This is a genomic window from Afipia sp. GAS231, from assembly GCF_900103365.1.
Lineage (GTDB): Bacteria > Pseudomonadota > Alphaproteobacteria > Rhizobiales > Xanthobacteraceae > Bradyrhizobium.
The window spans coordinates 1,615,911-1,638,430 of record NZ_LT629703.1 but is presented as its reverse complement, the minus strand read 5'-3'; the positions used below and the strand labels follow the sequence as shown (position 1 = coordinate 1,638,430).

Here is a 22,520-nt window from a genome sequence, read left to right as displayed (position 1 = left end):
ATACGGATGCCCCCGTATCCTGGCTCGGCAGATTGCCGAGCCTTTTTTCCGGGATCGTCAAAGCACATCAAGATCGGGGGCGCCGGTGGCGCTCATCCTTCGGATCAAGGAAAGATCCTGTCAACAAGGTCACCGTCGCGATCGACGGTATGGCGAATTGACCAAGCGCTCAGGCGGTGATCGCTTCTCTTTTGGTCCATACGCTGGATCGCTCGATACTTGCGTCGAACTGCCGTTGTAGTCGCTTGGCCCGGCTTTGCTCAGGTCTTTCTCTTCCGGGAAGTGACAGGCTTTGGGTATACGCTGTCCAGGAATTGCCGGACGGTGCTGACCGATCCGGTATTGACTGCGGCATAGCCCGGCAGGCGGGCGATGGCCTCGTGGAACGTGCTGCCCTTCATGACTTCAAGCAGGCGCTGCATCGGCTCTGTTTCAAGAAATGAGCGACGGCAGACGAAAAAATAGTCTTCCGTCAGAAGCCGGATGAAATCGAGCCCAAATTGCCGTGCCGCGGCTTCGACGCCAAAACTGACATCGGCCATATCGCTGGCTACATAGGCGGCGACTGCGGCGTGGGTAAATTCGATCTGCTGCGATCCGTTGATTCCGGCTTCGTCGATCTTGTGCAGCGCCAGCAGCTGGTCGAATAGTAGCCGCGTTCCGGAATCATGGTCGCGATTGACGAAACGCGCCCTTCGCTCGGCAAGGTCCTTGAGGGAGGTGATCGCAAGCGGATTGCCGCGCTTGACCATCAATCCCATCTCGCGGGTCACGAAACTGATGACGCGATATTCGAGTGGATCAAGCCATTCTTTGCAGGCCTCGATGCTTTGCTGCCGCAATTCGCCGCGCGGCAAATGAACCCCCGAAAGATCGCAGGCACCCTGCGCAAGCGACAGCAGTGAATTCTGATTGCTCACATAGCGCAGATCGATGCCGATGCCTGGTGTCTGGTCGAGGAGTTCGCGCAGTTTGGCAACGGCAAAACCGTGACTGGCGTGAACGCGAATGACGGACGGCCCATAGCGCAGAAAGGGCTTGATTTCGGTCGCGAGCTCCTGCGAAAGATTTTCGAGCTGCGGACCGAGGCGCGCCTGCATCCGCTGTCCCGCCCAGACCAGCTTTTCCCCGAACGGTGTGAGCGCAGTGCCTTTGCCGCGATGGCTCTCGACCAGCGGCACACCGAAGAATTCTGACCATTGCTCAAGCAGATTCCAGACGTGCCGATAGGAAAGCTGAGCGTGCTTTGCTGCGCTGGCGAGCTTTCCGGTTTGCCGGATATCGTTAAGGATTCCGAGCATGACCACAGCGGTCTGCGGGCTGTCGTCCTTGTGAAATCGCCAGATGGTTTCGATCTCGATATGTAGCATCGGTCATCCCAAGATATGAAATTGACTTCATATATGTGTGGAGCATAGGCAGATCATATCATATTTACAGAAGAGCGTTTCATCCCCAGTTTGGTGCACAATCACCGGAGGAAATATGATGTCGATTGCATATGACTATTCCCGTCAGACGACACCCCCAGTTTCGGCCTCCAGCCCCAAACTGTTACTGATTGGCGGGCAACACGTCCCGTCAGCCTCCGGGCGTACGTTCAAAACCCTGAATCCGGCCACCGAGCAGGTGATCGCGACCGTCGCGGAAGGCAACGAGGTCGACGTCGATCGCGCCGTTGCTGCCGCGCGCCGCGCCTTCGAAGGTCCTTGGCGCACGATGCGCGCCGCCGAGCGCGGCCATATCCTGCTCAGGCTTGTGGACCTGATGAAGAAACACGCGGACGAAATCGCCGCGCTGGAAAGTCTTGATGCCGGCAAGCCGATCTCGGGCGTGCTGCGTCAGGACCTCCCGGCCGCCATCGATACTCTGACTTACTACGCCGGCTGGGCGGACAAGATCAGCGGCGAAGTCGTCTCGACGCGGGACGACGCGCTCACCTACACGGTTCGTGAACCGGTCGGCGTGGTTGCGGTTATCGTACCGTGGAATTTCCCGCTGATGATCGGGATGTGGAAGCTGGCGCCTGCCTTGGCTTGCGGCTGCACGATCGTCATGAAGCCTGCCGAGCTGACGTCGCTGTCGGCGCTGCGCATCGGTGAATTGGCGCTCGAAGCGGGTCTGCCGCCGGGCGTGCTCAATATCGTCACCGGTCCGGGCCGGGTCGTCGGCGACGCCCTGGTCAATCATCCCGATGTAGACAAAGTCACCTTCACGGGATCGCCGGGTGTTGGACGCGGAATTCTGCGCGGCGCGGCGGGTAATTTCAAGCGCGTTTCGCTCGAGCTTGGCGGCAAGTCCGCCAACGTCATCTTTGACGACGCCGACATTGAGGCTGCGACCAAGGCCGCTGCGTCAGGAATCTTCTTCAATGCCGGGCAAGTATGCTCGGCAGGCTCGCGCGTGCTGGCGCACGAAAGGGTTTATGACGAGGTCGTCGAGCGGCTGACGCAACGCGCGAAGGCGATCCGGATGGGCGACCCGGGAGATCGTGCCACAGCGCTTGGCCCGGTAATCTCCGAGAAACAAATGAAAAGCATTCTCGATTACGTGGATATCGGCGAGAAGGAGGGCGCCGTGTTGACGACCGGCGGCAGGCGTGTCGGCGATCGTGGCTACTTCATCAGCCCCGCGGTGTTCGCCGACGTCGAGCACGAGATGCGCATCTCGCAGGAGGAAATCTTTGGTCCCGTGGTGAGTGTCATCAAGTTTCGCGACGAGGCCGATGCGCTGCGAATCGCCAACGGCACCGCCTACAGCCTCGCGGCTGGAGTATGGAGCCGCGACATCGGGCGCGTGCAGCGTTTCGCGAAGAAAGCGAATGCGGGCACTGTCTGGATCAATACCTATGGCTACACCGATGTGCGGTTGCCGTGGGGCGGCGTGCGCGATTCTGGCTTCGGCCGCGAACACGGCACCGCGGCGATCGACAATTTTACCGAACCGAAGGCGGTGTGGATGAATTTGAATAGCTGATGCCCGTCGGGCATACACATTATCACACGTAAATATCGACCATCAGCGAATGTCGGGATCGGTGGTTGTGCGTCCCCGATTTGAACCTGCACCTCGACAGTTTTTGCGATTTTCGGCGGACGATCGGAGGAAATATCGCAGATTTGTGTCGTGTCGAGAAAAGCGGTAGCGGTCTCTCGCTACCATCTTTCCCCACACTCCTCGAATGTTGTGGGGGTAACGCATGGGTACCGGCGCCATCAGACAAATGAATTCGATCAAGACGGCTGGATGATCCCTTACGCGCGTTTTCCCATCGGCACCACGTTTCCACCACTCCGCGGCACCAGGGACACGACTGCCGCCCTTGCCAGGTCTTCCAAGGCGGTCGCAATGTATTTCGCGTAGTGCCGTTCGATCATTTTGACTGAGGTATTGTGCAGTTTGGCGACCTGTTGGATGGGCAAGCCCTTTCGGAGACCGCGCACGATGCTCGAGTGCCGCAAAGCATAGGGAATCACCTCCGGCATACCGGCGCGCTCGCGAATGGCCTTCCACGGACGTGCAAGTTCGCCTCTTTTCCACGGACCGCGTTCAGACTTCTTCCACGCGATGCCCCCCGGCTCCTGTTCATGGAACCATCGCTCGAAAAGAAGTGCATCGCTTGGCCGCCCGTCGATTGCGGGCAAGAGCACCTCGATCACATCGTCGCCCACTGGGACCGGATCTGAGCCGCTATTGCCGCCGCGCCCCTTGTAGGAGCCCGGCACCATCAGGCGCCGCGCAGAAACCTGTGCGTCGCCCACGCGCATTCGCCTGACCTGGGCATACCGCGCGCCGGTCGCGGCCAGACATACGACGATCCGATATAGATCGCCGTCAAATCCTAGCTCCTGATCGACTTCACACGCAGCTTGAAGGATGGTGCCAACCTCCTCATCCGTGAGGATCTGGTTGTCCCGAGCAACCGAGGCATCATCATCATCATCGATCCGCTCGGCTTTGAAGCCGGCCTTCACAATGGCGAGGAACGCCGGGTTTAGTTGCTTCCGATCTGCCGAAAGCCGGGGCCACGCGGCATTTAGTGCGGCCTTGAGGTCATTCACGAACCGCTGCTTGGTCGTGACCTTCAAGTCCTCCGGCAAACCCTCACGCCACGTTATCAAGTCGTCTTCTCTCAAGGCATGCAGATGCACCGATGCGAGGGCAGCAGCTTCCGCAGCTTCCTGATTGCCGCGCTTTTCTTGACCAAGAACATAGCGCCGCAGCTTGGTACCGGCGTCGGATCGGACGTCGCGACCTGTTCGGCGTCTTTCTCGAGCGTCGCTCCCCCTAACGTAGGATTCAACGGCCGATCGCACGGTAGGAGCCGGGCCCGCCGCCTGCGACGCGGCTTCTGTTCTGGCTCGAGCTACGGCCTCCCGGGCCGTTCTCACGGCCTGTTCGAAGGTCAGAATCCCGGCGGCGGGCTTGTCATTGATGTCATTGGCGGCGCCGACTGGCACCTGCTTGTAGTTGCCGCCTTTGTGGTGATTACGCCAGCGGACAAACCAAACGCCGCCCTGTTTTCCTTTGCGATAGCCCAGATGCGCTTCCGCATCGAGGCGACGCCAATGCACGCCAGGTCCCAGCCTGGAGCGCGCATTAGCCGTCGTGACCTGAGCCTCGGTGAGTGTCTTCGACATAGCGTTCGCCGGCTTTACGTTGAATATCCGTCGAATATAAGTCCACGTACTTTGGCGAACAATAACGGATTATGGGCGTTGAACCTATTGAAATTATTGAACTTAGGCGGACGGTAGCGAACGGAGAAGGACTCATTATTTGGCTCTCTCAAGGCTGAAACAGGGGTTCGATTCCCCTAGGGAGCGCCAGCAAACTTTGTTTCTGCACCCTTCACACCAACGAGATACTGCGCACAGACCTATTGGTACAGGTCGACTACGTGTCCGTCGTAGATTGGGATACTGAGGCGAACAAATCGGACATCTGCGCGATCAGAGTGGTCACCATTTTGGTACGCGCCGGCAGACTCGAGCCTGCAACCGCGGTTAGCGCAGAAACAGGTGTGGCAAACGTTGGGCTACGGGTCGTCCTGCGAACTGATCGCTAAGAACGACACCAAAAGTCGACATCGTTGTGGGGTGAGAGGAAAGTGCATACTTTCACGCAACGACTACAAACCGCCCGGTGCGCCGCCAGAGGATGTAGCTATGCCAATGGAGCCGTGATCCGAGAGCAGACCCATAAGATCGTCGCAACTTCAGGGCCGGCTGATACGCATGCGTGCCCCATCGTGCTATCAAAATAGCGACTGTCGCCTTTTTCGGGTCTTAAGGGCAGATATTGATCGGTGTGAATTTCTATGTCGCCGGTCAACACGTAGAGGAACTCCTCGCGCTGATGCGACAACAATGCAGGGAATTCTGCGACGTCGTGAGCGCGCAGACGAGGCAGCAGCGGAATGAATTGCTTCTGCGCGATGTCAGCGCATAACATTTCGTAGTCATATTGCGGTGACCTATGTTGGATCCCTTGGCCGGCGCGGATGGTATCGGTGGGTTTATCCCTTCCCAGGCTTGGTTTCCTGCAGACCCATGGCGAGTTCTTCGACCGCTCTCGTTGGAAGATTAAGGCCTGAAAGTTTCCAGCCGTTTCCTTCGAAATGAAGACTGATAGCCCCAGCGCTTGCTTCATCGCCGAGCCGGACCGACAGCTCGACCGGCTTTACCAGGGACAACCGACCAAGCGATTCCAGCACCTTCGACGTATCGATGCCGGCGAGCGCAATCATCTGACTGTCGCCATCGGCGCCGAGCGATCCGTTTTGCAGAATGTTCGTGAGATTGTCGGCGGTGAGCATTTTCGCAACCAGCGCATCCGCAATCGTTGCCCCATAGGTGTTTGCCAGCAACCGTTCAATTGGCTTGATTGGGCGGTTCTGACCGGTCCTGACCAGGTACGCAGCCACAATCTGGTCGACCAGAGAACGTTTCAGCCGAGGCACGTCGGTTCGCGCCAAGATCTCCGCGCCGTTGCCTGCTTTCGCCGCCCCGACCAAACCGTTTAGAGAGACAATGGCAGACCCGGCATAAACTCCGGTCGCGACGACCGGAGCGACGATCGATGTCAAAAACCAGCGCATTTGATGAGCCCTTTGTTGGTGAATCCGGGAGATTGCGTCGAAAACGGCCACCGATGACGACGGCCGTTTCCGTGTACGTCGTGCTATGCCGCTGGCACGAAGGTGTAACCGGCGCCGTCCGTCACGATCTTGCCGACGGCCGGGAACGGGAAGTGGTAGCCGGTGACGAGCGCCTTGTCGGCCACGGCACGGTCGAACAGTTTGCGACGCGTCGCTTCGGCAAGCACAGGGTCGGCATCGATCACGCCGTGCCAGTCGGGGTGCTTCGCGAACAGGGCAGGCATGTTCGTCGTGTCACTCAGAACCATCAGCTGCTCGTTGCCTGACGCGACATGGAATGCGGTGTGGCCCGGCGTATGGCCCGGTGCTGCGATGGAGCGGATGCCCGGAATAACTTCGGTGTCCCACTCGTACTGTTTCAGCTTGTCTTTCAGGAGTGGGAACATCGCCTGAAGCCGTTTGGGCAGGCCATGCTGCTTTTCAGGGAGCTTGGTGAAGATGCTCTCGTCCATCCAGAACTTGAACTCGTTGCTCGGCACGTAAACCACGGCGTTCGGGAACACCGGTGTGTTGTCAGGGGCCTTGCTCATAAGCCCAAAAAAATGGTCCGGATGGAAATGCGAAACGATCACTCTCGTGATCTGTTCCGGCTTGACTCCGGCTGCCGCCATATTGGCGATCATCGCTCCGGCCGTAGGCTGAAACTGGCCGCCCGTGCCGGCGTCGAACAGAACCGTTTCGTTGCCGAACTTGACCAGGGTGACGTTGAACGGAATGGGCAGAACGTCGTTCGCGATCCCCGCGGCGGCCAGCGCCGCCTTGGTTTCCTCAACGGACGCGTTCTTGATAAACCCGAGATCATGAGGTTTCTCCCAGACGCCATCGTTCAGGATGAACCCCTGGACCTTGCCGAATTTGAACGGGCGGAAGCCCTTGCCAGCTTCCGGTCCCTTCTGGGCTAGTGCTGCCTCGATGAACGAGACGGGCTTCGGCAGGCCGAACGCCGCTCCTGCACATGCTGCCGTCAACAGAGCGTTGCGGCAGGTTAGGCTTAACATCGTTATCTCCTTGGTTTGTTTGCGAAGACGGTCATTGCGGTGCGCCGGTCGAAGGCGGCGTCTCGTAGGCGTTGGCAAATTTCTTATTGGGGAATGTTGGAATCCTGGCCCTCCGCCCCCAAGTGCGGCGAGTAGCTGACAAAGTCGAACGAATCCGGAAATGCATGATCGCGGTTCACCAGGCGCTCAATGTTAAAAAAGATGAGCCTTTCGACTCCGGCGGATCGCATCGTCTCCGGAACATCCCAGCAGATCCGGGCTCTACCGATGATGTGCAGCATCCGGCCGCTTTGGAAGTCGATGAACAGAAGCCCGGCGCGCGCGTCCACTTCCAGATTTCCGAGAGTGTTGAAGAGCAGATTCCCGCTATAATCCGGAAAGCAAAGTTCGCTTGGTGAAATCACCCGCACGAAGCCGGGACGCCCGCCGCGGTGGGAGACATCGAGACCTTGCGAGGAATCCTCCTGGTCGAGTTGCGCCGACCGGGACGCAATAAAGAACGTGTCTGCTTCGGCAACAAAGCTGACTTCGCTATCGCCGAGATGGGGAGCCGATCGGGATTCAGGCGCGGGCCTGAAACGGAGCTGTCGGCGCTCGCTGCGTGCCTGAATGTATTTCGGGCAGTTTCCAAAGCTCTGCTGAACCCTTATCGAGAAACCTTCACCGACGACGCAATTTTCGATGCGACCGTTGACCCGGTTCCGACGACGCGTTGAAAGCTCGATTCCCAGCGCACCGATTGGGGCGCCATCCCGAATACACGAATGCAAAGGGTCGTCCGGATCGAGCCATGCCTTGATGGCAAGTAGATTCTGTTCCGTCGAATTCATGAACCCTGGTGGGCCGGGCAGGGTGGTGGCCCAGGGATGGCCGTTCTGGTCCGCCAGTCCCACGACCATGAACGGTAGTGCCGCGAAGAAGGCCCGATGCTGCTCCGGCATGTAGTCCCGAATAACTGCGCGTCCTTTGCGCTCGATGCGATCGCGCACACCGGCGAGACTTTGGATCGTTTGCTCGCCGGTGTGAAAAGGAGACGTAGTCCCTGTCATGACAGTGCCGCGATCATGGACGCACGCCTTGAGAAACATGGCTGATATCCGTTAGTGGTGGTTGTCTGTACATACCAGTAGGTACAAAATACAATCACGTTTGGTTGATTCGAGGCGATCAGAGGATGTCATGAAGGCGAAGGGCGATCTGGTTAAGGCGGCCAAGAAATTGATGTGGGAGCGTGGCTACGAGGCCGTAAGCCCGCGCGACTTGCTGAAAGAAAGCGGTGCGGGGCAAGGCAGCCTCTATCACCACTTCAAGGGAAAGATGGACCTCGCGTCTGTCGCTCTGGGTGAGGTGTCCAATGAAATGTGCGAGCTCGCGCGCGAGACCGTTGGAACGGACGGTTCTGCCCTGGATCGTGTCTTCCGCTATCTCGACGTTTCTCGCGACGGCCTCAAAGGTTGCAGGATGGGCAGGTTTGCTTGCGAATCGTCCATCGCCGAGGCTTCGTTGAGGAAGCCCGTTGAACGCTATTTTCGCGAACTCCAGGAGCTCCTCGCCGGAGCTCTCCGCGAAGCTCAAGCCGACGGCGAAATCGCGAAACACCTCGACGCCAACGAGCTTGCGCTGATGCTTATAACCGTAGTGCAGGGCGGTTTCGTCGTTTCGCGGGTTTATCGCGATCGGAACGCCATCAATCGGGCGACGGAGACGGCCAGGTCGCTGCTCAAAACACTGCCACGCCGCTAGGCAGGACGAGGGAGTCTCCGCCGCAGATATTCGGGGAAATAGGCTTGTCTCCGATGAGGTATTGGTCTGCAAAAGTCCCGAAAGGCGGCTGGCATTCTCCTCATGGAACTGGCGTCTAGCGACCGGGCTTGGCCGAGCAATAATCAGCGTTGAGCTAAAAAAATTGCCGGGATCTCGAAAAAGATCCCGGCAAGTCTGGGAGAAACGCCTGAGGGCGACGCCTCCACTGCCATTCAAGAGCGGCCGGCTCCGTCGACGTCGAGTGGATTCGGCGCGACAAGCCTCAGCAATTCGACGACGGCTATCGGGCATGCCGCTGATCCTTCAACTCTGATCACTCAGGGTGCTTGAGCTCAGGATGACATCCATGGCGGCGGGCATGACCGGATGATGCTCTGAACAATTGAGTCGAGCGCAACTCGTTCCTGACGGTGTCTTTCAGTTCGACTTGCAGATCGACCTTATGAACGTGGAGTATCCACGCGAAGCGATTAGAACTGAACGCCGTATCTGTCGCAGCGATAAGACCGAGCGCCAAAACTCTGGCAGGTCAATCAGCCGCGTTGAATCGATCAGACGCTGCCATGCTACGCAATCAGCAGAACGCGAGAATGCGGAGCAGGAGGCCAATCAATCTCCGTAGAAGATATGGCTATCTGGAAAATGCGTTTGATGGCGACACCAGCCGCTGCCTAGCGTGAACCGGATTGATCACGAAATATTCAACATCGATCCACTATTGCAGGAGGGCGAGTTTGCACAGAGCCACTGAAGTTGTCGCCTTGCGCGTTACCGCCGGCAGATTGGGAGCCCTCCGATTCCGGTTGGCGCTCGCAATGATCGTCTCATACTTGGCGATGATGGCCTTTTTGATCTACAGCGCGCGACAGGCGACGCAATCAGCCGTTGCTGCGTCCGACTTCAGCCCGGCCATGGTCGCGTTGGGGGCGTGCATGGCCTTCAGCGTAATCATAACCGGCCTGTTCGTGCTCGTGCAGCATGGGGATTGAAAGATGCACATTCGGCGGAACTGCATGTTGCTCCTTATCGCTGCTTCATCCAATTTCGGTGCATGCGGCTCGGCATACTCTGCGCAGCCCGATTCCAAAATTCAGCAGGCAGAGTCGTCTACCATTGTATTTTTCGTAGTCTTCGCGGTACTTACGCTGCTCATCAGCTTCTGGGCGGCCCGTCGTGCAACAAGTTCGTCGGAATATCTTACAGCGGGAAGCTCGATCTCATCAGGCCAGAATGGGTTAGCTATTGCGGGCGACTATATGTCTGCCGGCGCCTTCCTTGGGCTGTCGGGGGCGATCTATGCATCCGGTTTGGATGGAATGTTCCTCGCCGCAAGTTATCTGGCTAGTTGGCCTATCGTTCTGTTTCTTGTCGCAGAACCGCTCCGCCGCCTGGGGAAGTATTCGTTCGCAGACGTGCTAACTCACAAATTGAGAGAGCGGCCGATTCGTATCCTGGCGGGTGCTTCCACCCTCGTCATCGTCAGCTTCTATCTCGTCGCACAAATGGTCGGCGCCGGAGAGCTCATTTCATTGCTCTTCGGAATTGGCTACGGGCCGGCCGTCATCATGGTCGGGCTGCTTATGATCGTGTTTTCGACCCTCGGCGGCATGCGCGCCGCCACATGGGTTCAGATCATCAAGGCCATTCTGATGATTGGTGGAAGCGCCATGATCGCTGCGTTGGTACTGGCAAGGTTCGATTTCAATATGTCCGATCTCTTCAGGACGGCAGTGACGAATCATCCAAACGGTAACAAGATCATGGATATTCGCGGCTTCGCTCAAGACCCAGTTGCAACTCTGTCTCTTGGTGTCGGAATCTTATTTGGTACCGCGGGGCTGCCGCACATCCTAATGCGATTTTTCACTGTTAGCGACGAGCGCGCGGCGCGCGTATCAGTCTTTTATGCGACCTGTCTCATTGGGATGTTCTTTGCGATGCTGTTCGTCATCGGATACGGCAGTATCGCAATCCTCCGTGGCGATGCCGCCTACGCCAACGCCAGCGGCGCGTTGTTTGGCGGAAATAATCTGGCTCCCATCCACTTGGCGAAGGCCGTCGGTGGAAGCATCATGGCAGGCTTCATCTCAGCGGTTGCGTTCGCGACGATCCTGGCTGTTGTCTCGGGATTGCTCATAGCAGGTGCCTCCTCGGCTGCTAACGATCTCGTTGTGGGCCTCTCCGGTCGGCAGCTTCATGAGCGCGCGCGACTCCGGATATCACGGATCGCTGCGATGGCACTGGGAGTACTCGGGATCCTGCTTGGACTGGCGTGCGAGGGGCAGAATGTCGCCTACCTCCTCGCGCTTGCCACGGCGATCGCAGCCAGCGCCAACTTTCCATTGCTGCTGCTGGCAATTTACTGGGACGGCTTGACGACGCGCGGTGCGGTCGTTGGCGGCACCTTCGGCCTGATCTCATCGGTGGTCTTGACGGCAATGGGGCCGACTATCTGGTCAAAAGTGCTGGGTCTTGGTCCTGCGATCTTTCCGTATGACTCGCCGGCACTGTTTACCGTGCCCCTCACGCTGTTGGTCTGCTGGCTGGTATCGATCGCTACGGCCGAATCCGAGAAGGATTGGCGATTGACGCAACCTTCCGTCGCTCAATCCGCGGAATAGTCAAAGACTTGATCCGTACAAGCACGCCCCCGCCCGTCTCACGGCCTGTAAGGATCAGCGATGCCGCTGACGATTTGATCCATTTGGCTTACTCCTTGCCTCAACGAACCATGACTTCATTGCCGGCGCCGCTTCCGAAACGACACCCCAGGCGCGTTCTGGTCCTGGGGGCGGGGATGAGCGGCCTGACGGCAGCTCTCGAACTTGAGCAGGCAGGCCACACTGTCATCGTCGTTGAGGCGCAGGCGCGGCCAGGCGGGCGCGTGCTCACGATGCGCGACCAAAGCGGATCGCCGATTGCCGAAGCGGGAGCCGGGCGCATTCCCGAAACGCACACATGGGCCATGAGCTATATCAATCGCATGGGATTGGAAACTGCCCCGCTCTATCCCGACCGCCGGAGCGCGGTGATATACGCTCAAGGCAAGCGCGTCGTTCTTGACCCTGGTGCCGATCCGGCGCGACATTTCGATCTGACTGACGCGGAAAAAGCGCTCGGTCTTGACGGGCTGGCCAGGACCCACATCTTCCCGGGCGTCGAATTGGTCAAAGCCAGCGGGACGATGAACGGGCCCAATTGGCCGGCCACGGACCTCATGAAGTTCGATGATCTGACGGCGCGTGATTACCTAGCTAGCAGGGGCCTTTCGAAGGCGGCGGTCAATCTTCTTACGCTGGGCGCGTTTCCGCAGACAATTTCGGCCTTGACGCTCTTTCGGGTTCTCGCGACCTACGATCGAACACGTCTGCGAAAAATTCGAGGCGGCAACGATCTTCTGCCGAGAGCAATGACAGCACGACTGAGAACGGCAATCGCCTACGGGTCGATCGTCCGAAGCATTCGCCAGGAACCTCAGCAGATCGAGGTGAGTGTCGAAAGCTTGACGGGTCAGCATCAGATTGTTGCAGACGCCGTCATTTGCACGATCCCGTTCTCGGTGTTGGGGAATGTTGAAATCGTCCCGGCCCTCGGCCTCGCCAAGCAGTCGATTCTCGCGCAGATGCGCTACACCACAGCCACCAAGGTCGCCTTCAAGACACGAAAACGACCGTGGGAGCGTGAAGGTCTGAGCGGGTTCGCCCAGCTGGACACCATGGCCGAAATCTGGAGTCCTCACGGCGACAATCGGGTGGAAAGGGGTGTCCTCCAACTCTATCAGCAGGGTGAGCTCGCAACTGCCATGGACGCGATGGCGGTGGCCGAGCGCCATGCGTTTGCCTTCGGTACGATCGAGCGCGTTTTTCCTGGCACTACAGCGATCATCGATGAGGTCTTCGAGTATTCGTGGCAACGCGACCCATGGGCCCGCGGTGCATACGGCATCGCAGCATCAGGGCAGCTCTACGCCTGGAAGGAGCATCTCGCCCGACCTGAGGGCCGCATCCACTTTGCCGGCGAGCATACCTCACTCGAATACGCTGCGTGGATAGAGGGCGCGGTCAGGTCCGGCTATCGTGCAGCTGAAGAGGTGAACGCAGGAATCTAGTTGACCAAGCGTCGATATCAAAGGGCCGTAGCGCGCATCGAGCCAGCGCGTGAGCCCTTGTGCTACGGCGGTATCATACCCTTCGCGCGGATCACTTCCGCGGCAGCGCTTGAGGTGGCATAGGCGATAAATCGTCTCGCCAGGTCAGTTGATTTGGATTCCGTGCTGACGGCGATCTTCAGTTCGGTACGATTTTGAAGATCGCCGGGGAACGGTCCAACCAGGTCGACGCCTTTGACGGGAAGAATCTCGCTGGTCAACTGCACCCCCAGCGTCGCCAATCCGTCGGCCACCGCCTCGATCTCCTTTGCCCCCGTCATGGGCAACAGCTTGTCCCTCAACGCCTCATCAAGATTTAACTGCTTCAGAACTCGTTGAAAATGCTGGCCGCTCGCCCCTTCCTTGGCGTATGAGATCTTGTCCGCGCTAAGCAACGTCTGAACGAACATCTCCCGCGTCGAAATGTCGGGTTTCGCGGCTCCGTGTTTGACCGCTACTGCAATCAGAGCGCTCGCGAACGTTGACTGGTCAGCCCCTGCTATTTTATTTGCGGCAGTCAGCACTGACATCACGGGTGACGTTAACACGGCGACATCGAAGCGCGCACCATCCTCCATCGCACGCTGCAACGCGGCGGCTGTATCGTATCTAAAACTGAGGACGACGCCGCTGGCGCGCTCAAATTGAGGTCCGAGTTCGTCCATCACGGATCGCGCTCCAACCGAGCTCATGACGACCAGTTCCGCGCCGAAAGCGCTGGACGTAATTATCATAGATACTACGGCTATGACGGAAATGGCACGGATGAACACGTTGAGCTTTTCGCCTATCTTCGACAGAAGTTGAGCATAGGCCTTGGCTCACCCACGGGTAATTGAAGTTTAGTGATAACTCCGATCACAAGCGGCGATATGTAGCCAACGAGTGCTCCTTATTGGACCCAATAGTTCGGAAGCCCGTGGCCTAGCGGTCTCACAAACTGCCCAATCGTTGTGGGAGTGTCGACCCGTTCAGCTCTGGGACCGTGAGTCTTCTCCAAGACACTCCCTAAACGGAGACCGCCGCCTGGGGCGATACATGGCTGAGTACGGAAATCCGCGTCCTACGCGGAGCCATCTGCGGAGGCGATTGCAGCGTGCAGCCTGTGTGATCGATCGGATCTTCGACGCTCGGCACCTCTAACTGTAACATGTTGATTGCACGCCGGATTTCCTCAATTCGAATAACTAACGCAACGGAATAAAAAGAAGAACGATCGGCCAACCTTCGCTAGGCACCGGATTGATCCACATTAGGACGTGCGCGCTGGATAATTTGTTCAGCGTCGCTGCATCTCAATTGTGAAGACGTGCGGTTTGACGACCTGAGGGAAAGTGTGGACCGGAGATTATTTACCAGCCGACAAACGCTCACCGAGGGCGCTGATGAAGTTGTCTTTGCCGCGATCATTTCCAGGAATCGGACGCGTTATTACACTTCATGTAATTGAAAGGCTGCCTTCCCGTGACGTAGAACCCGCCCAGAAACACCGAGTGCTGACAAAGACGTCGACACAGGGGTCCAAGCAACGAACAAGGATTGCGCAAATGGAACGATTTATCCTTCGTCATCTGAGTAGCCTTCCCGTCTCTACCTCACTTTGGATGGATCTTTCTCCGGCCAACCTCGTGGTCACAACGGTTGCAGTTATTACATTGCATGTAATTGAACTAGTGCGTTGTTCAGGCTTATTAGAAATGGTTGCTCGCAACACCAGTAAGGAAGGGCGGACGCGGCATGTAAGATGTCCATGCTGCTAGACTATGCAGTTTTGCGCGTTTGATCGATGTCGAGAAAGACAGCTGTGAGTCTCCTAACTGAAAATGTGCTTGACGTAATTCCAAAAGATCGAATCGCATGAAGTCAAAAAATCTGAAGACAAGAACGGCGAATGAGCTCGGCGCCTTGTTACGCCATTGGCGTGATCTGCGCGGGAAAAGCCAGTTCGACCTGTCGCTCGATACGGATGTGTCGCAGAAACAGATAAGTTTCGTCGAGAGCGGACGGAGTGTCCCCAATCGCCAGACCTTGATGGTCATTGCTCAAGCGCTCGACATCCCGCTGCGGGACCGCAACACGCTGCTGCTCGCGGGTGGTTATGCCCCGATCTATTCCGAGAGCGACTGGGACTCTATGGAAATGAAGAGTGTGACCGACGCGCTGAAGCGCATTCTACGCCAGCAAGAGCCGTTTCCGGCGATGGTGATGGACCGCTACTGGAACGTGCTCATGATGAACGAATGTGCGCCGCGTTTCTTCAATTGCTTCATCGATGTCGCCGCGCGAGAGGGCCCACAAAACATACTTCACCTCTTGTTCGATCCAAATGGAATGCGGCCGTTCGTCGCCAATTGGGAAGACGTCGCCAAGAGCCTGTTCGAGCGCGTTTACCGGGAATCCGTTGGGCGTGTGGTCGACGAAAAAACCAAGGCGTTGGTCGCGGCGTTGCTTGCCTATCCCGACGTCAAAAACGAATGGAAAAATCCCGTGGCCCTGAGTTTCATGCCGGTCATTCCAATTGGTTTCATTAAGGACGGTCTAGTCTTGAAATATTTTTCGATGGTCACAACCGTCGGAACGCCACAAACGGTCGCTGCCCAGGAGCTTCGCATCGAGTGCATGTTTCCGGCGGATGAGGCGACCGAGATCCACCATGCTTCGTTGATGGCGGACAGTCCTAACTAACAAACCGGCGAAACCCGATTGACCGTCAGGCGATCGCTCGACGGAAACCCAAGTAAGTTCCAATCATCTTCAACCCACCTGACCTCAATGGAGAATCTGATGTCAATTCGTAAGCACGCCTGCGTGATACTGGTTACGCTACTGTTTGCCGGCGTTGCCCTTGCCCAGGCCCCCGATGCTAAACCCGTGCGTATTCGGGGCGATATCGTATCGCTTCAGGGAGATATCCTGACGGTGCATCGTCGCAGCGGCGACACTGTCTCAATCGAAGTGAAGCCGGATGTCGGAGTGTCGGCTCTCAAAGCGATCAGTCTCTCTGACGTAAAGGCGGGATCCTATGTAGGAGCAGAAGCAACCGCGGGCAGTGACGGAAAGATGACTGCTGGTTCGCTGCTGGTCTTTCCGGATGGAGCCCGCGGTACAAACGAAGGGCACTTCCCCTATGATTTTGGTGCCAACAATACAATGACGAACGCGAACGTCGACACGATTGTCACAGCCAACAACGGTCGAGAGCTCAAGCTCTCCTACAAGGGCGGCACCAAGGTGGTGACAGTACCGGAAAGCGCTCCGGTCGTAACCTTTGCTCCGGCAACGCGAGCGGACCTGACGGCGGGCAAGAAGGTATTCGTGCTCACGACTCCGACCAAGGGCGGTGTCTTTGAGGCGCATGTGCTTCTGGTGGAAAAGGACGGCGTGGTTCCCCCGATCTGAAGGTTCGAAGGCGCGGCCGACTAAGCCCCGGTCGCGCTCGCTTCGCTGTGCTCTCCACGACAGCCGGGATCTTGGTCTCAGCTTTTCGGTGACGAGTCGTTCACACGAAGTGGAGTGCCGACAGGTCGGTCGACCGTATTCATTTTTAGGCGTTGTAATTGCGAAGCCCGTGCCGCAAGGACAAGTAACGATTAGTGCAGATACCCATATCAAAACCAATGATGCCTCCGCCCCATTGCCGCGTTCCGGACGATTGCCTACGTTGTTTTGAGATCAAATTTCAAGCGGTGAGGAAGTGGACCGAATCGACGCCATGAAAGTCTTCACCACCGCCCTCGAAGAGGGGGGCTTGAGGAAAGCAGGGCGTAAGTTGGGGCGATCTCCTGCTGCGATAAGCCGAGCGCTTGCCTTTCTCGAAGCTCATGTTGGCGTTACCCTCCTTCATCGCACGACACGTTCGTTCAAGTTGAGCGAAGCGGGCGAACGGTACGCGATCGTATGCCGCCGCGTCATTTCGGAGCTCGAAGAAGCTGACCTTGTTGCGGCGGGTGAACGATCGGCTCCGCGCGGCACATTGACCATAACGGCTCCAGTTGCGGCAGGCGAAGATGTCCTGCGTTCGATTGTGGACGCCTTCATGGATGCCTATCCTACCGTTTCGGTCAGATTGCTTCTGCTGGATCGGCCGGTTAGCCTTATCGATGAGGGCATCGACATTGCCTTGCGAATTGCCCATTTGACGGATTCCACGCACGTAGCGATCCGGTTGGGCGAGGTTCGACGTGTCATAGCGGCCTCGCCCCGCTATTTGTCCACGCATCCGAAAATCGAAGAGCCCGCTGATCTTGCAAAACACAAGATCATTGCGATGACTCACTTCGGTATCGATTCCTGGAGCTTTCCGCCGGGGAAGGGATCATCGATCCCTCGTTCGGTTCAATTCTCGCCTCGCTTTGTGGTGAATAGTGTTCGTGGCGCGGTTGCGTCAGCTGTGGAAGGACGAGGCATCACTCGACTTTTTTCCTATCACATTGCTGAGCAACTTTCGCAAGCTGCGCTGGAAATCCTTCTGGCGGAGGACGAGCACTCCGCAGTCCCCGTGCACCTGATCTCTCCGCAAGGTCGGCTTGCCGTTCCGAAGGTCCGCGCATTCGCGGATTTCGCCGTGCCTCGCCTCAAGGCGCACTTTTCCCGCCTTGCAATCGATGCTGCGAAGCAACAACGTGGCATTCAACCGCGTCGTGAAAAAGTGTCTTCCGACTAGCGGGGGTTGGCGATGTTACATCGTTGGACTACGCCATCTCGTCGGAGATAACGCGGCGACCGGGGAAATATCGAACAGCCAACGGCCGACGCAACGAATGTCCGAAGGGCAGAAAGCCATCGTTACTGGCGCGTCGCAGGGCATCGGTGCGGAAGAGTAGGGAACCTCGTTAGCGAAAACGGGGAGCCGAAGTTGCAGCAATAATTGAGAGAAGATGGTGATGATTAGCACGCGGTTGACAAAGTTCTTTGACATCGAACATCCAATCATTCTTGCACCAATGACGCCCGCCGCTGGCGCGGATTTATCAAGCGCGGTTGCAGCTGCTGGGGGGCTCGGCCTGCTTGGCGGCGGATACGGCGATCGTTCCTGGTTCGAGGCAGAGTCCGCGAAGATCATGCGCAACGACGTTGGGTGCGGCTTCATTACTTGGTCCGTCGCACAACAACCGGACTTGCTCGACTTCGCGATCGAGCATCATCCGCGCGCAATTATGTTGTCTTTTGCTGATCCTGCGCCTTTCGCGCCGCGCATCAAGAACGCCCGTGTGCCCCTCATCTGCCAGGTCCATACCATCGACCAAGCCCGACGAGCAGCCGATGTCGGGGCCGATGTTGTCGTTGCTCAAGGCACGGAAGCGGGCGGCCACGGCCAAACTGCCCGGTCAACGTTGCCGTTCGTGCCGACGGTGGTGGACGCTCTGAGCAAACATGCCCCTGACGTCATCGTTGTTGCTGCGGGCGGTATCGCAGACGGGCGCGGTCTTGCTGCTGCTCTCATGCTGGGCGCCGAGGGGGTCCTCATGGGCAGCCGCTTTTGGGCGACACAGGAGGCACTTATTCATCCCAACGCTAAGGCCAAGGTGGTGGCAGCTTCGGGCGACGAGACTATACGAACCAGCGTGTACGATATCGTAAGGCAAAAGGCGTGGCCGGAAGGATACACTGGACGCCTTCTGAGGAATGAATTCATCGACCAGTGGCATGGCCAAGAAGAGAAGCTAAAGGCCCTACGTGCTGACGAGCTGGCAAAGGTTGAGGCGGCGTCGCGCGTTGGTAATTACGATATAGCGAACGTGACAGTGGGAGAGTCCATTGGCATGATTCACGATCTTCCTCACGCCGGTGACGTCGTGCGCCGCGTCGTTGATGAGGCCGTGGAGAGGCTCGCCAAGTATGCACCAGGATCGGAGAGACTATCAAATACGCGAGTTTACGGCGCTCGACACTCTACATCGAACAACGGTGAAGCTCCTACGCTTTGATGCAGAGATGACCGGGAGGCTATCCACGGAGCCTTGAATCGATCTCATGCTGGTTCCGTTGGAAATGACTTTGTCGCCTCCTTCTGGGACTAACGACGTCGTGATGAGTTGTCGGTAGCTGCTGTCTGGCAGGATGTGAGAATCTTCAGAAATGAGGTCTTGTTACCCCGACCTGCCGCCTGCGCTGATATCTGTCTTGGCGATAGCGGTATCATTTCTATAGATACCCCGTTGTAGCGCATTGCCTCCCGCCGATCGAAATTGGACGGAAGAAACCTGGATTCAGCCTTGTAAAATGAGCACGTTGGATCATGATAATCACTCGTTCAAGCGCGTGAATGCCGAACCCCTCACTTTTGAAGATAGGGCATGTTATGGACGCAACCGATCTGAAAGTCTTTGAGGCAGTTGCCCGGCACGGCAGCATGAATCGGGCGGCGGCTGAGCTGAACACTGTGCAATCAAACGTCACGGCGCGAGTGAGGGCGTTGGAGCTCGAGCTTGGTGTTCTTCTATTCCAGCGGCATGCAAGGGGCGTGAAGATCACACCCGCTGGGCGCCGTATGCTGCCGTTTTCGGCGCGCATATCCAAGTTGCTTAGCGACGCCAAGGCCGCTGCAAGGGATGACGGGGTTCCGAGCGGTGTGCTGGAGATCGGCACCTTGGAAACGACTGCAGCGCTTCGGCTGCCGTCCGTGCTCGCAAGCTTTACGAAAGCCTACCCAAAGGTTCGGCCTGTAGTAACGACGGGAACGACCTGTAGTCTCATCGAGGACGTTGTTGAATGCAGACTTGAGGGCGCGTTTGTTGCGGGGCCGGTCGATCATCCGGATTTGCAACAGGAGAGCGTCTTTCGCGAAGAGCTCGTCCTGGTAACGCCTCGCTCAATTCGCGGTATTGAAGATCTCGCCTCGATAACTGATCTAAAAACCATCGTCTTCCGCGTTGGTTGCTCGTATCGAATAAAGCTGGACAGTCTGTTGAGCAAGGCTGGCGTACTCGTTGCACAGCCCCTGGAATTCGGTTCGATCGACGCGATTCTGGGCTGTGTGGCCGCGGGCGTCGGGATCACCTTGTTGCCCAAGGGTATCGTCGCCGCGGCTTGGCGAGACGGCCAGATCGCGGTGCACGAACTGGACCCGGAGTTTGCCGAAGTACAGACTGTGTTCATTCGGCGCACGGACGCCTATGTGTCGAGTGCGCTCTCGGCCTTCCTCCGGATTGTGCGACCGGACGCCGAATTGCATGTAGCGGCCGAATAGCCTGGTCCGTCCGGCCTCAGCCCTATTTGAGCGGCAACGATAATTGATCGCCCAATCGCGGGGATTGATGGCGCCGTCATCCTGGATGACGACACGTCGCTCGATATGTCACGAGATGTCTGTCCCATCATCATAAGAGTTGGACGCCAAGCCGAGCAATCTGCGGCACAGATTGCCCTCTCGAATCTATTCGTTTGATGATCGCAATTGACGGGGGCACGGTCCTTCGCGCGCCAAAAACAGATCAATCGCATTGGATTCGGCCCAAGGACGCTCACATGCTGATGAAGAATTCGACATCCCCCTCGACGGTGAATGCGATCGCGGCCTTTACCGACCGAGCTGTTTCAACATCGCTAAAGCCCGACGCGCGCAAGCTCTACAAACGAAACATTCTGGATAGCCTCGGGTGCGCGATATCTGCGCTTCCGGGAGCGCCGTTTAAGGCGTTGCGCGAACAGTTTGCGGAGTATCGGTCCGGCGGATCGTGCACGTTGATCGGTGGCGGCAAGACGGCGCCAGACCAGGCGGCGTTGTTCAACTCCGGGCTGGTTAGATACGTCGACCTGCTCGACAGCTATATGTCGCCAGGCGGACTGTGTCATCCCAGCGACAATTTCGGCGCCATCCTGGCTGCTGCGGAGCATGCAAAGGCGTCTGGCGAGGACTTCATGCTTGCCCTTGCGGTCGCCTATGAGATCCAGTGCCGGTTTACCGCCGTCGTGCCAGTGATGGCCAAGGGATTCAATCATGCCATTCAGCTCGCAATCTCTGCGGCCGCAGGAGCAGGAAAGCTGTTCGGACTGACCGACGAGCAGATCGCACATGCGATCTCGATCGCGACCGTCGACAACATTTCGCTCACCTGTGTCCACGTCGAGCCAGTATCGCAGTGGAAGGGCTTTTCTCCTGGAATGACGGGCATGCGGGCCGTCTATTCCGCATCGCTCGCCAAGCGGGGTTTCACCGGTCCGTCCGGACTTTTTGAGGGTCCAAACGGTTTGCTGCGGATGTTCGACCAAAAGATCGACATTGACTGGTCAGACGATTCTCTTGAGATCATCAAGAGTACGATCATGAAGAAGTTCTGCTCGCTGATTCACGGTCAGCCGGTTCTGGAGGCTGTGCTCAAGCTGAAGCGCGACAATGGCTTGGCAGCCGAGGACGTCGAGACCGTCCGCTGCGACATCTTCCAATCGGGATTCGATATTGCGGGCGGCGGTGCGTTCGGCCCAAAGGATAGGCCGCAGACAAAGGAACAAGCGGATTACAATCTGAAGTATCTGATTGCTGCGGCGCTTCTGGATGACGAGGTCGGACCGGCCCAGCTTGAGCAGTCGCGTGTCCAGGCCGCCGATGCTCAGGCTCTGCTGAGCAGGGTGGAGATTCGTCCGGACGATGCCTTCACCGCAAAATACCCGCACGAGCTAGGCACGCGTATCGCCATCAGGACCAAAGATGGCCGCACTTTCGATCGCGAGCAGGTTGGATACGAAGGTGGTCTCGGTAATCCATTATCGTGGGAACGCGCGGTCGAGAAGTTCAACTGGCTCAGCGAGCCCTTTGCGGATGCGGAGCTGCGCCACAACATCGTCGAAGCAGTCGTGAAAATAGACGAGCGACCCATCGCTGAATTGATGGGTCTCCTTGGGAAGGTTAATCCCAAGGCTGTCTACCCGGCATTTCATTCCGGAATTCAATAGTCATTCCGTCAACTCAGGAGGATCCCGATGTCAATGATTTCTTGCGACATGCGGTACGGACGCTCGGATGAGCAGAAGCGCGCGCTTTCAGCCGGACTGCTGCGCGTCGTCAGCGAGGCGACCGGCGAAACAGCGGACAACGTCTTTTTTGTCATCAGAGAAGGACGAGGCATCAACTTCGTGGAGCACGGGCAACATTTGCCTGAATTCGTCGAAGGCAACGCCAACGACAAAGATCTGATCGCCCGCTTGAAGTAATATCGGAGGTAACCATGCCCTATATCGAGTGTCACATCGCAGCCGGCCTCACGAAGGCCCGCAAGACGCAGCTGATCCGTGACATCGTCCAGGTCACACACGAGTCCATCGGATCGGATCCGAAGATCATCAATGTTCTCCTGTTTGAGCATCCGGCCGACAACATGAGCATTTCCGGTCGAATTCACGGCGAAGAAGCTGCGAAGCAGGTTGTGGAGAAGGCGTGAGCCTCTGAGCTTTTGGCATTAGTGGGCGCTCGGCGTAGGCAGCCTGAGCCAGATAGGCTGCGGATAGAATCGAT

20 protein-coding genes are annotated in these 22,520 nt (G+C 57.6%); 13 read left to right on the top strand and 7 right to left on the bottom strand.

Annotated elements, in window-relative coordinates:
- Nucleotides 1-260: 260 nt before the first annotated feature.
- Nucleotides 261-1,370, bottom strand: coding sequence for a substrate-binding domain-containing protein (locus BLS26_RS07835; RefSeq protein ID WP_092509896.1), 1,110 nt, complete (start codon nt 1,368-1,370; stop codon nt 261-263).
- Nucleotides 1,371-1,488: 118 nt separating this feature from the next.
- On the opposite strand from BLS26_RS07835, the gene BLS26_RS07830 reads away from it, so the two are divergent.
- The gene (locus BLS26_RS07830; protein WP_172804782.1) at nt 1,489-2,976 is read left to right on the top strand and encodes an aldehyde dehydrogenase family protein; all 1,488 of its coding nucleotides are present in this window, start codon (nt 1,489-1,491) and stop codon (nt 2,974-2,976) included.
- Nucleotides 2,977-3,254: 278 nt separating this feature from the next.
- Here BLS26_RS07830 and BLS26_RS07825 read toward each other — a convergent pair whose 3' ends face one another.
- The 5 genes from BLS26_RS07825 to BLS26_RS07805 form a co-directional block, all read right to left on the bottom strand.
- Complete coding sequence (locus BLS26_RS07825; protein WP_092509892.1) at nt 3,255-4,640, bottom strand: tyrosine-type recombinase/integrase; 1,386 nt, start codon at nt 4,638-4,640, stop codon at nt 3,255-3,257.
- Nucleotides 4,641-5,166: 526 nt separating this feature from the next.
- Nucleotides 5,167-5,454 carry a cupin domain-containing protein gene (locus BLS26_RS37170; protein ID WP_092509890.1) on the bottom strand — a complete coding sequence of 96 codons (288 nt, stop codon included), beginning with the start codon at nt 5,452-5,454 and terminating at the stop codon, nt 5,167-5,169.
- A 64-nt stretch (nt 5,455-5,518) separates the two neighbouring features.
- Nucleotides 5,519-6,100: a DUF2939 domain-containing protein gene (locus BLS26_RS07815; RefSeq protein ID WP_092509888.1), complete on the bottom strand. Its 582-nt coding sequence runs from the start codon at nt 6,098-6,100 to the stop codon at nt 5,519-5,521.
- 83 nt (nt 6,101-6,183) lie between these two features.
- Nucleotides 6,184-7,158, bottom strand: a complete 975-nt coding sequence (locus BLS26_RS07810; protein WP_092509886.1) for an MBL fold metallo-hydrolase — start codon at nt 7,156-7,158, stop codon at nt 6,184-6,186.
- Nucleotides 7,159-7,241: 83 nt separating this feature from the next.
- Entirely contained in the window at nt 7,242-8,246 is a 1,005-nt protein-coding gene (locus BLS26_RS07805) for a pyridoxamine 5'-phosphate oxidase family protein (protein WP_092509884.1), read from the bottom strand.
- Between the two features lie 91 nt (nt 8,247-8,337).
- On the opposite strand from BLS26_RS07805, the gene BLS26_RS07800 reads away from it, so the two are divergent.
- From BLS26_RS07800 to BLS26_RS07785, 4 genes are all read left to right on the top strand, one after another.
- Nucleotides 8,338-8,901, top strand: a complete 564-nt coding sequence (locus tag BLS26_RS07800) for a TetR/AcrR family transcriptional regulator (RefSeq protein WP_092509882.1) — start codon at nt 8,338-8,340, stop codon at nt 8,899-8,901.
- An 836-nt stretch (nt 8,902-9,737) separates the two neighbouring features.
- Nucleotides 9,738-9,911: a hypothetical protein gene (locus BLS26_RS07795; protein WP_157676373.1), complete on the top strand. Its 174-nt coding sequence runs from the start codon at nt 9,738-9,740 to the stop codon at nt 9,909-9,911.
- A gap of 24 nt (nt 9,912-9,935) precedes the next feature.
- Entirely contained in the window at nt 9,936-11,543 is a 1,608-nt protein-coding gene (locus BLS26_RS07790) for a cation/acetate symporter ActP (protein ID WP_157676372.1), read from the top strand.
- Between the two features lie 176 nt (nt 11,544-11,719).
- Nucleotides 11,720-13,030: an NAD(P)/FAD-dependent oxidoreductase gene (locus BLS26_RS07785; RefSeq protein WP_157676371.1), complete on the top strand. Its 1,311-nt coding sequence runs from the start codon at nt 11,720-11,722 to the stop codon at nt 13,028-13,030.
- 62 nt (nt 13,031-13,092) lie between these two features.
- Here the strand turns inward: BLS26_RS07785 and BLS26_RS07780 are convergent, their stop codons facing one another.
- Nucleotides 13,093-13,734 carry a substrate-binding domain-containing protein gene (locus BLS26_RS07780; RefSeq protein ID WP_244541970.1) on the bottom strand — a complete coding sequence of 214 codons (642 nt, stop codon included), beginning with the start codon at nt 13,732-13,734 and terminating at the stop codon, nt 13,093-13,095.
- Between the two features lie 1,192 nt (nt 13,735-14,926).
- Between BLS26_RS07780 and BLS26_RS07775 the strand changes: the two genes are divergently transcribed.
- The 8 genes from BLS26_RS07775 to BLS26_RS07740 all read left to right on the top strand — a co-directional run bounded on the left by BLS26_RS07775 (nt 14,927) and on the right by BLS26_RS07740 (nt 22,446).
- On the top strand, nt 14,927-15,754 hold the full coding sequence (locus tag BLS26_RS07775; RefSeq protein WP_092509872.1) for a helix-turn-helix domain-containing protein: 828 nt from the start codon (nt 14,927-14,929) through the stop codon (nt 15,752-15,754).
- A 99-nt stretch (nt 15,755-15,853) separates the two neighbouring features.
- On the top strand, nt 15,854-16,468 hold the full coding sequence (locus BLS26_RS07770; protein ID WP_092517783.1) for a hypothetical protein: 615 nt from the start codon (nt 15,854-15,856) through the stop codon (nt 16,466-16,468).
- Between the two features lie 295 nt (nt 16,469-16,763).
- Complete coding sequence (locus BLS26_RS07765; RefSeq protein ID WP_092509870.1) at nt 16,764-17,732, top strand: LysR family transcriptional regulator; 969 nt, start codon at nt 16,764-16,766, stop codon at nt 17,730-17,732.
- Nucleotides 17,733-17,946: 214 nt separating this feature from the next.
- Nucleotides 17,947-18,996 carry an NAD(P)H-dependent flavin oxidoreductase gene (locus BLS26_RS07760; protein WP_371360791.1) on the top strand — a complete coding sequence of 350 codons (1,050 nt, stop codon included), beginning with the start codon at nt 17,947-17,949 and terminating at the stop codon, nt 18,994-18,996.
- A gap of 374 nt (nt 18,997-19,370) precedes the next feature.
- Nucleotides 19,371-20,258: a LysR family transcriptional regulator gene (locus tag BLS26_RS07755; protein WP_092509868.1), complete on the top strand. Its 888-nt coding sequence runs from the start codon at nt 19,371-19,373 to the stop codon at nt 20,256-20,258.
- A 278-nt stretch (nt 20,259-20,536) separates the two neighbouring features.
- The gene (locus BLS26_RS07750; protein ID WP_197681324.1) at nt 20,537-21,961 is read left to right on the top strand and encodes an MmgE/PrpD family protein; all 1,425 of its coding nucleotides are present in this window, start codon (nt 20,537-20,539) and stop codon (nt 21,959-21,961) included.
- A 27-nt stretch (nt 21,962-21,988) separates the two neighbouring features.
- Entirely contained in the window at nt 21,989-22,219 is a 231-nt protein-coding gene (locus tag BLS26_RS07745) for a tautomerase family protein (RefSeq protein WP_092509866.1), read from the top strand.
- Between the two features lie 14 nt (nt 22,220-22,233).
- Complete coding sequence (locus BLS26_RS07740; RefSeq protein ID WP_092509864.1) at nt 22,234-22,446, top strand: tautomerase family protein; 213 nt, start codon at nt 22,234-22,236, stop codon at nt 22,444-22,446.
- Nucleotides 22,447-22,520 lie beyond the last annotated feature (74 nt).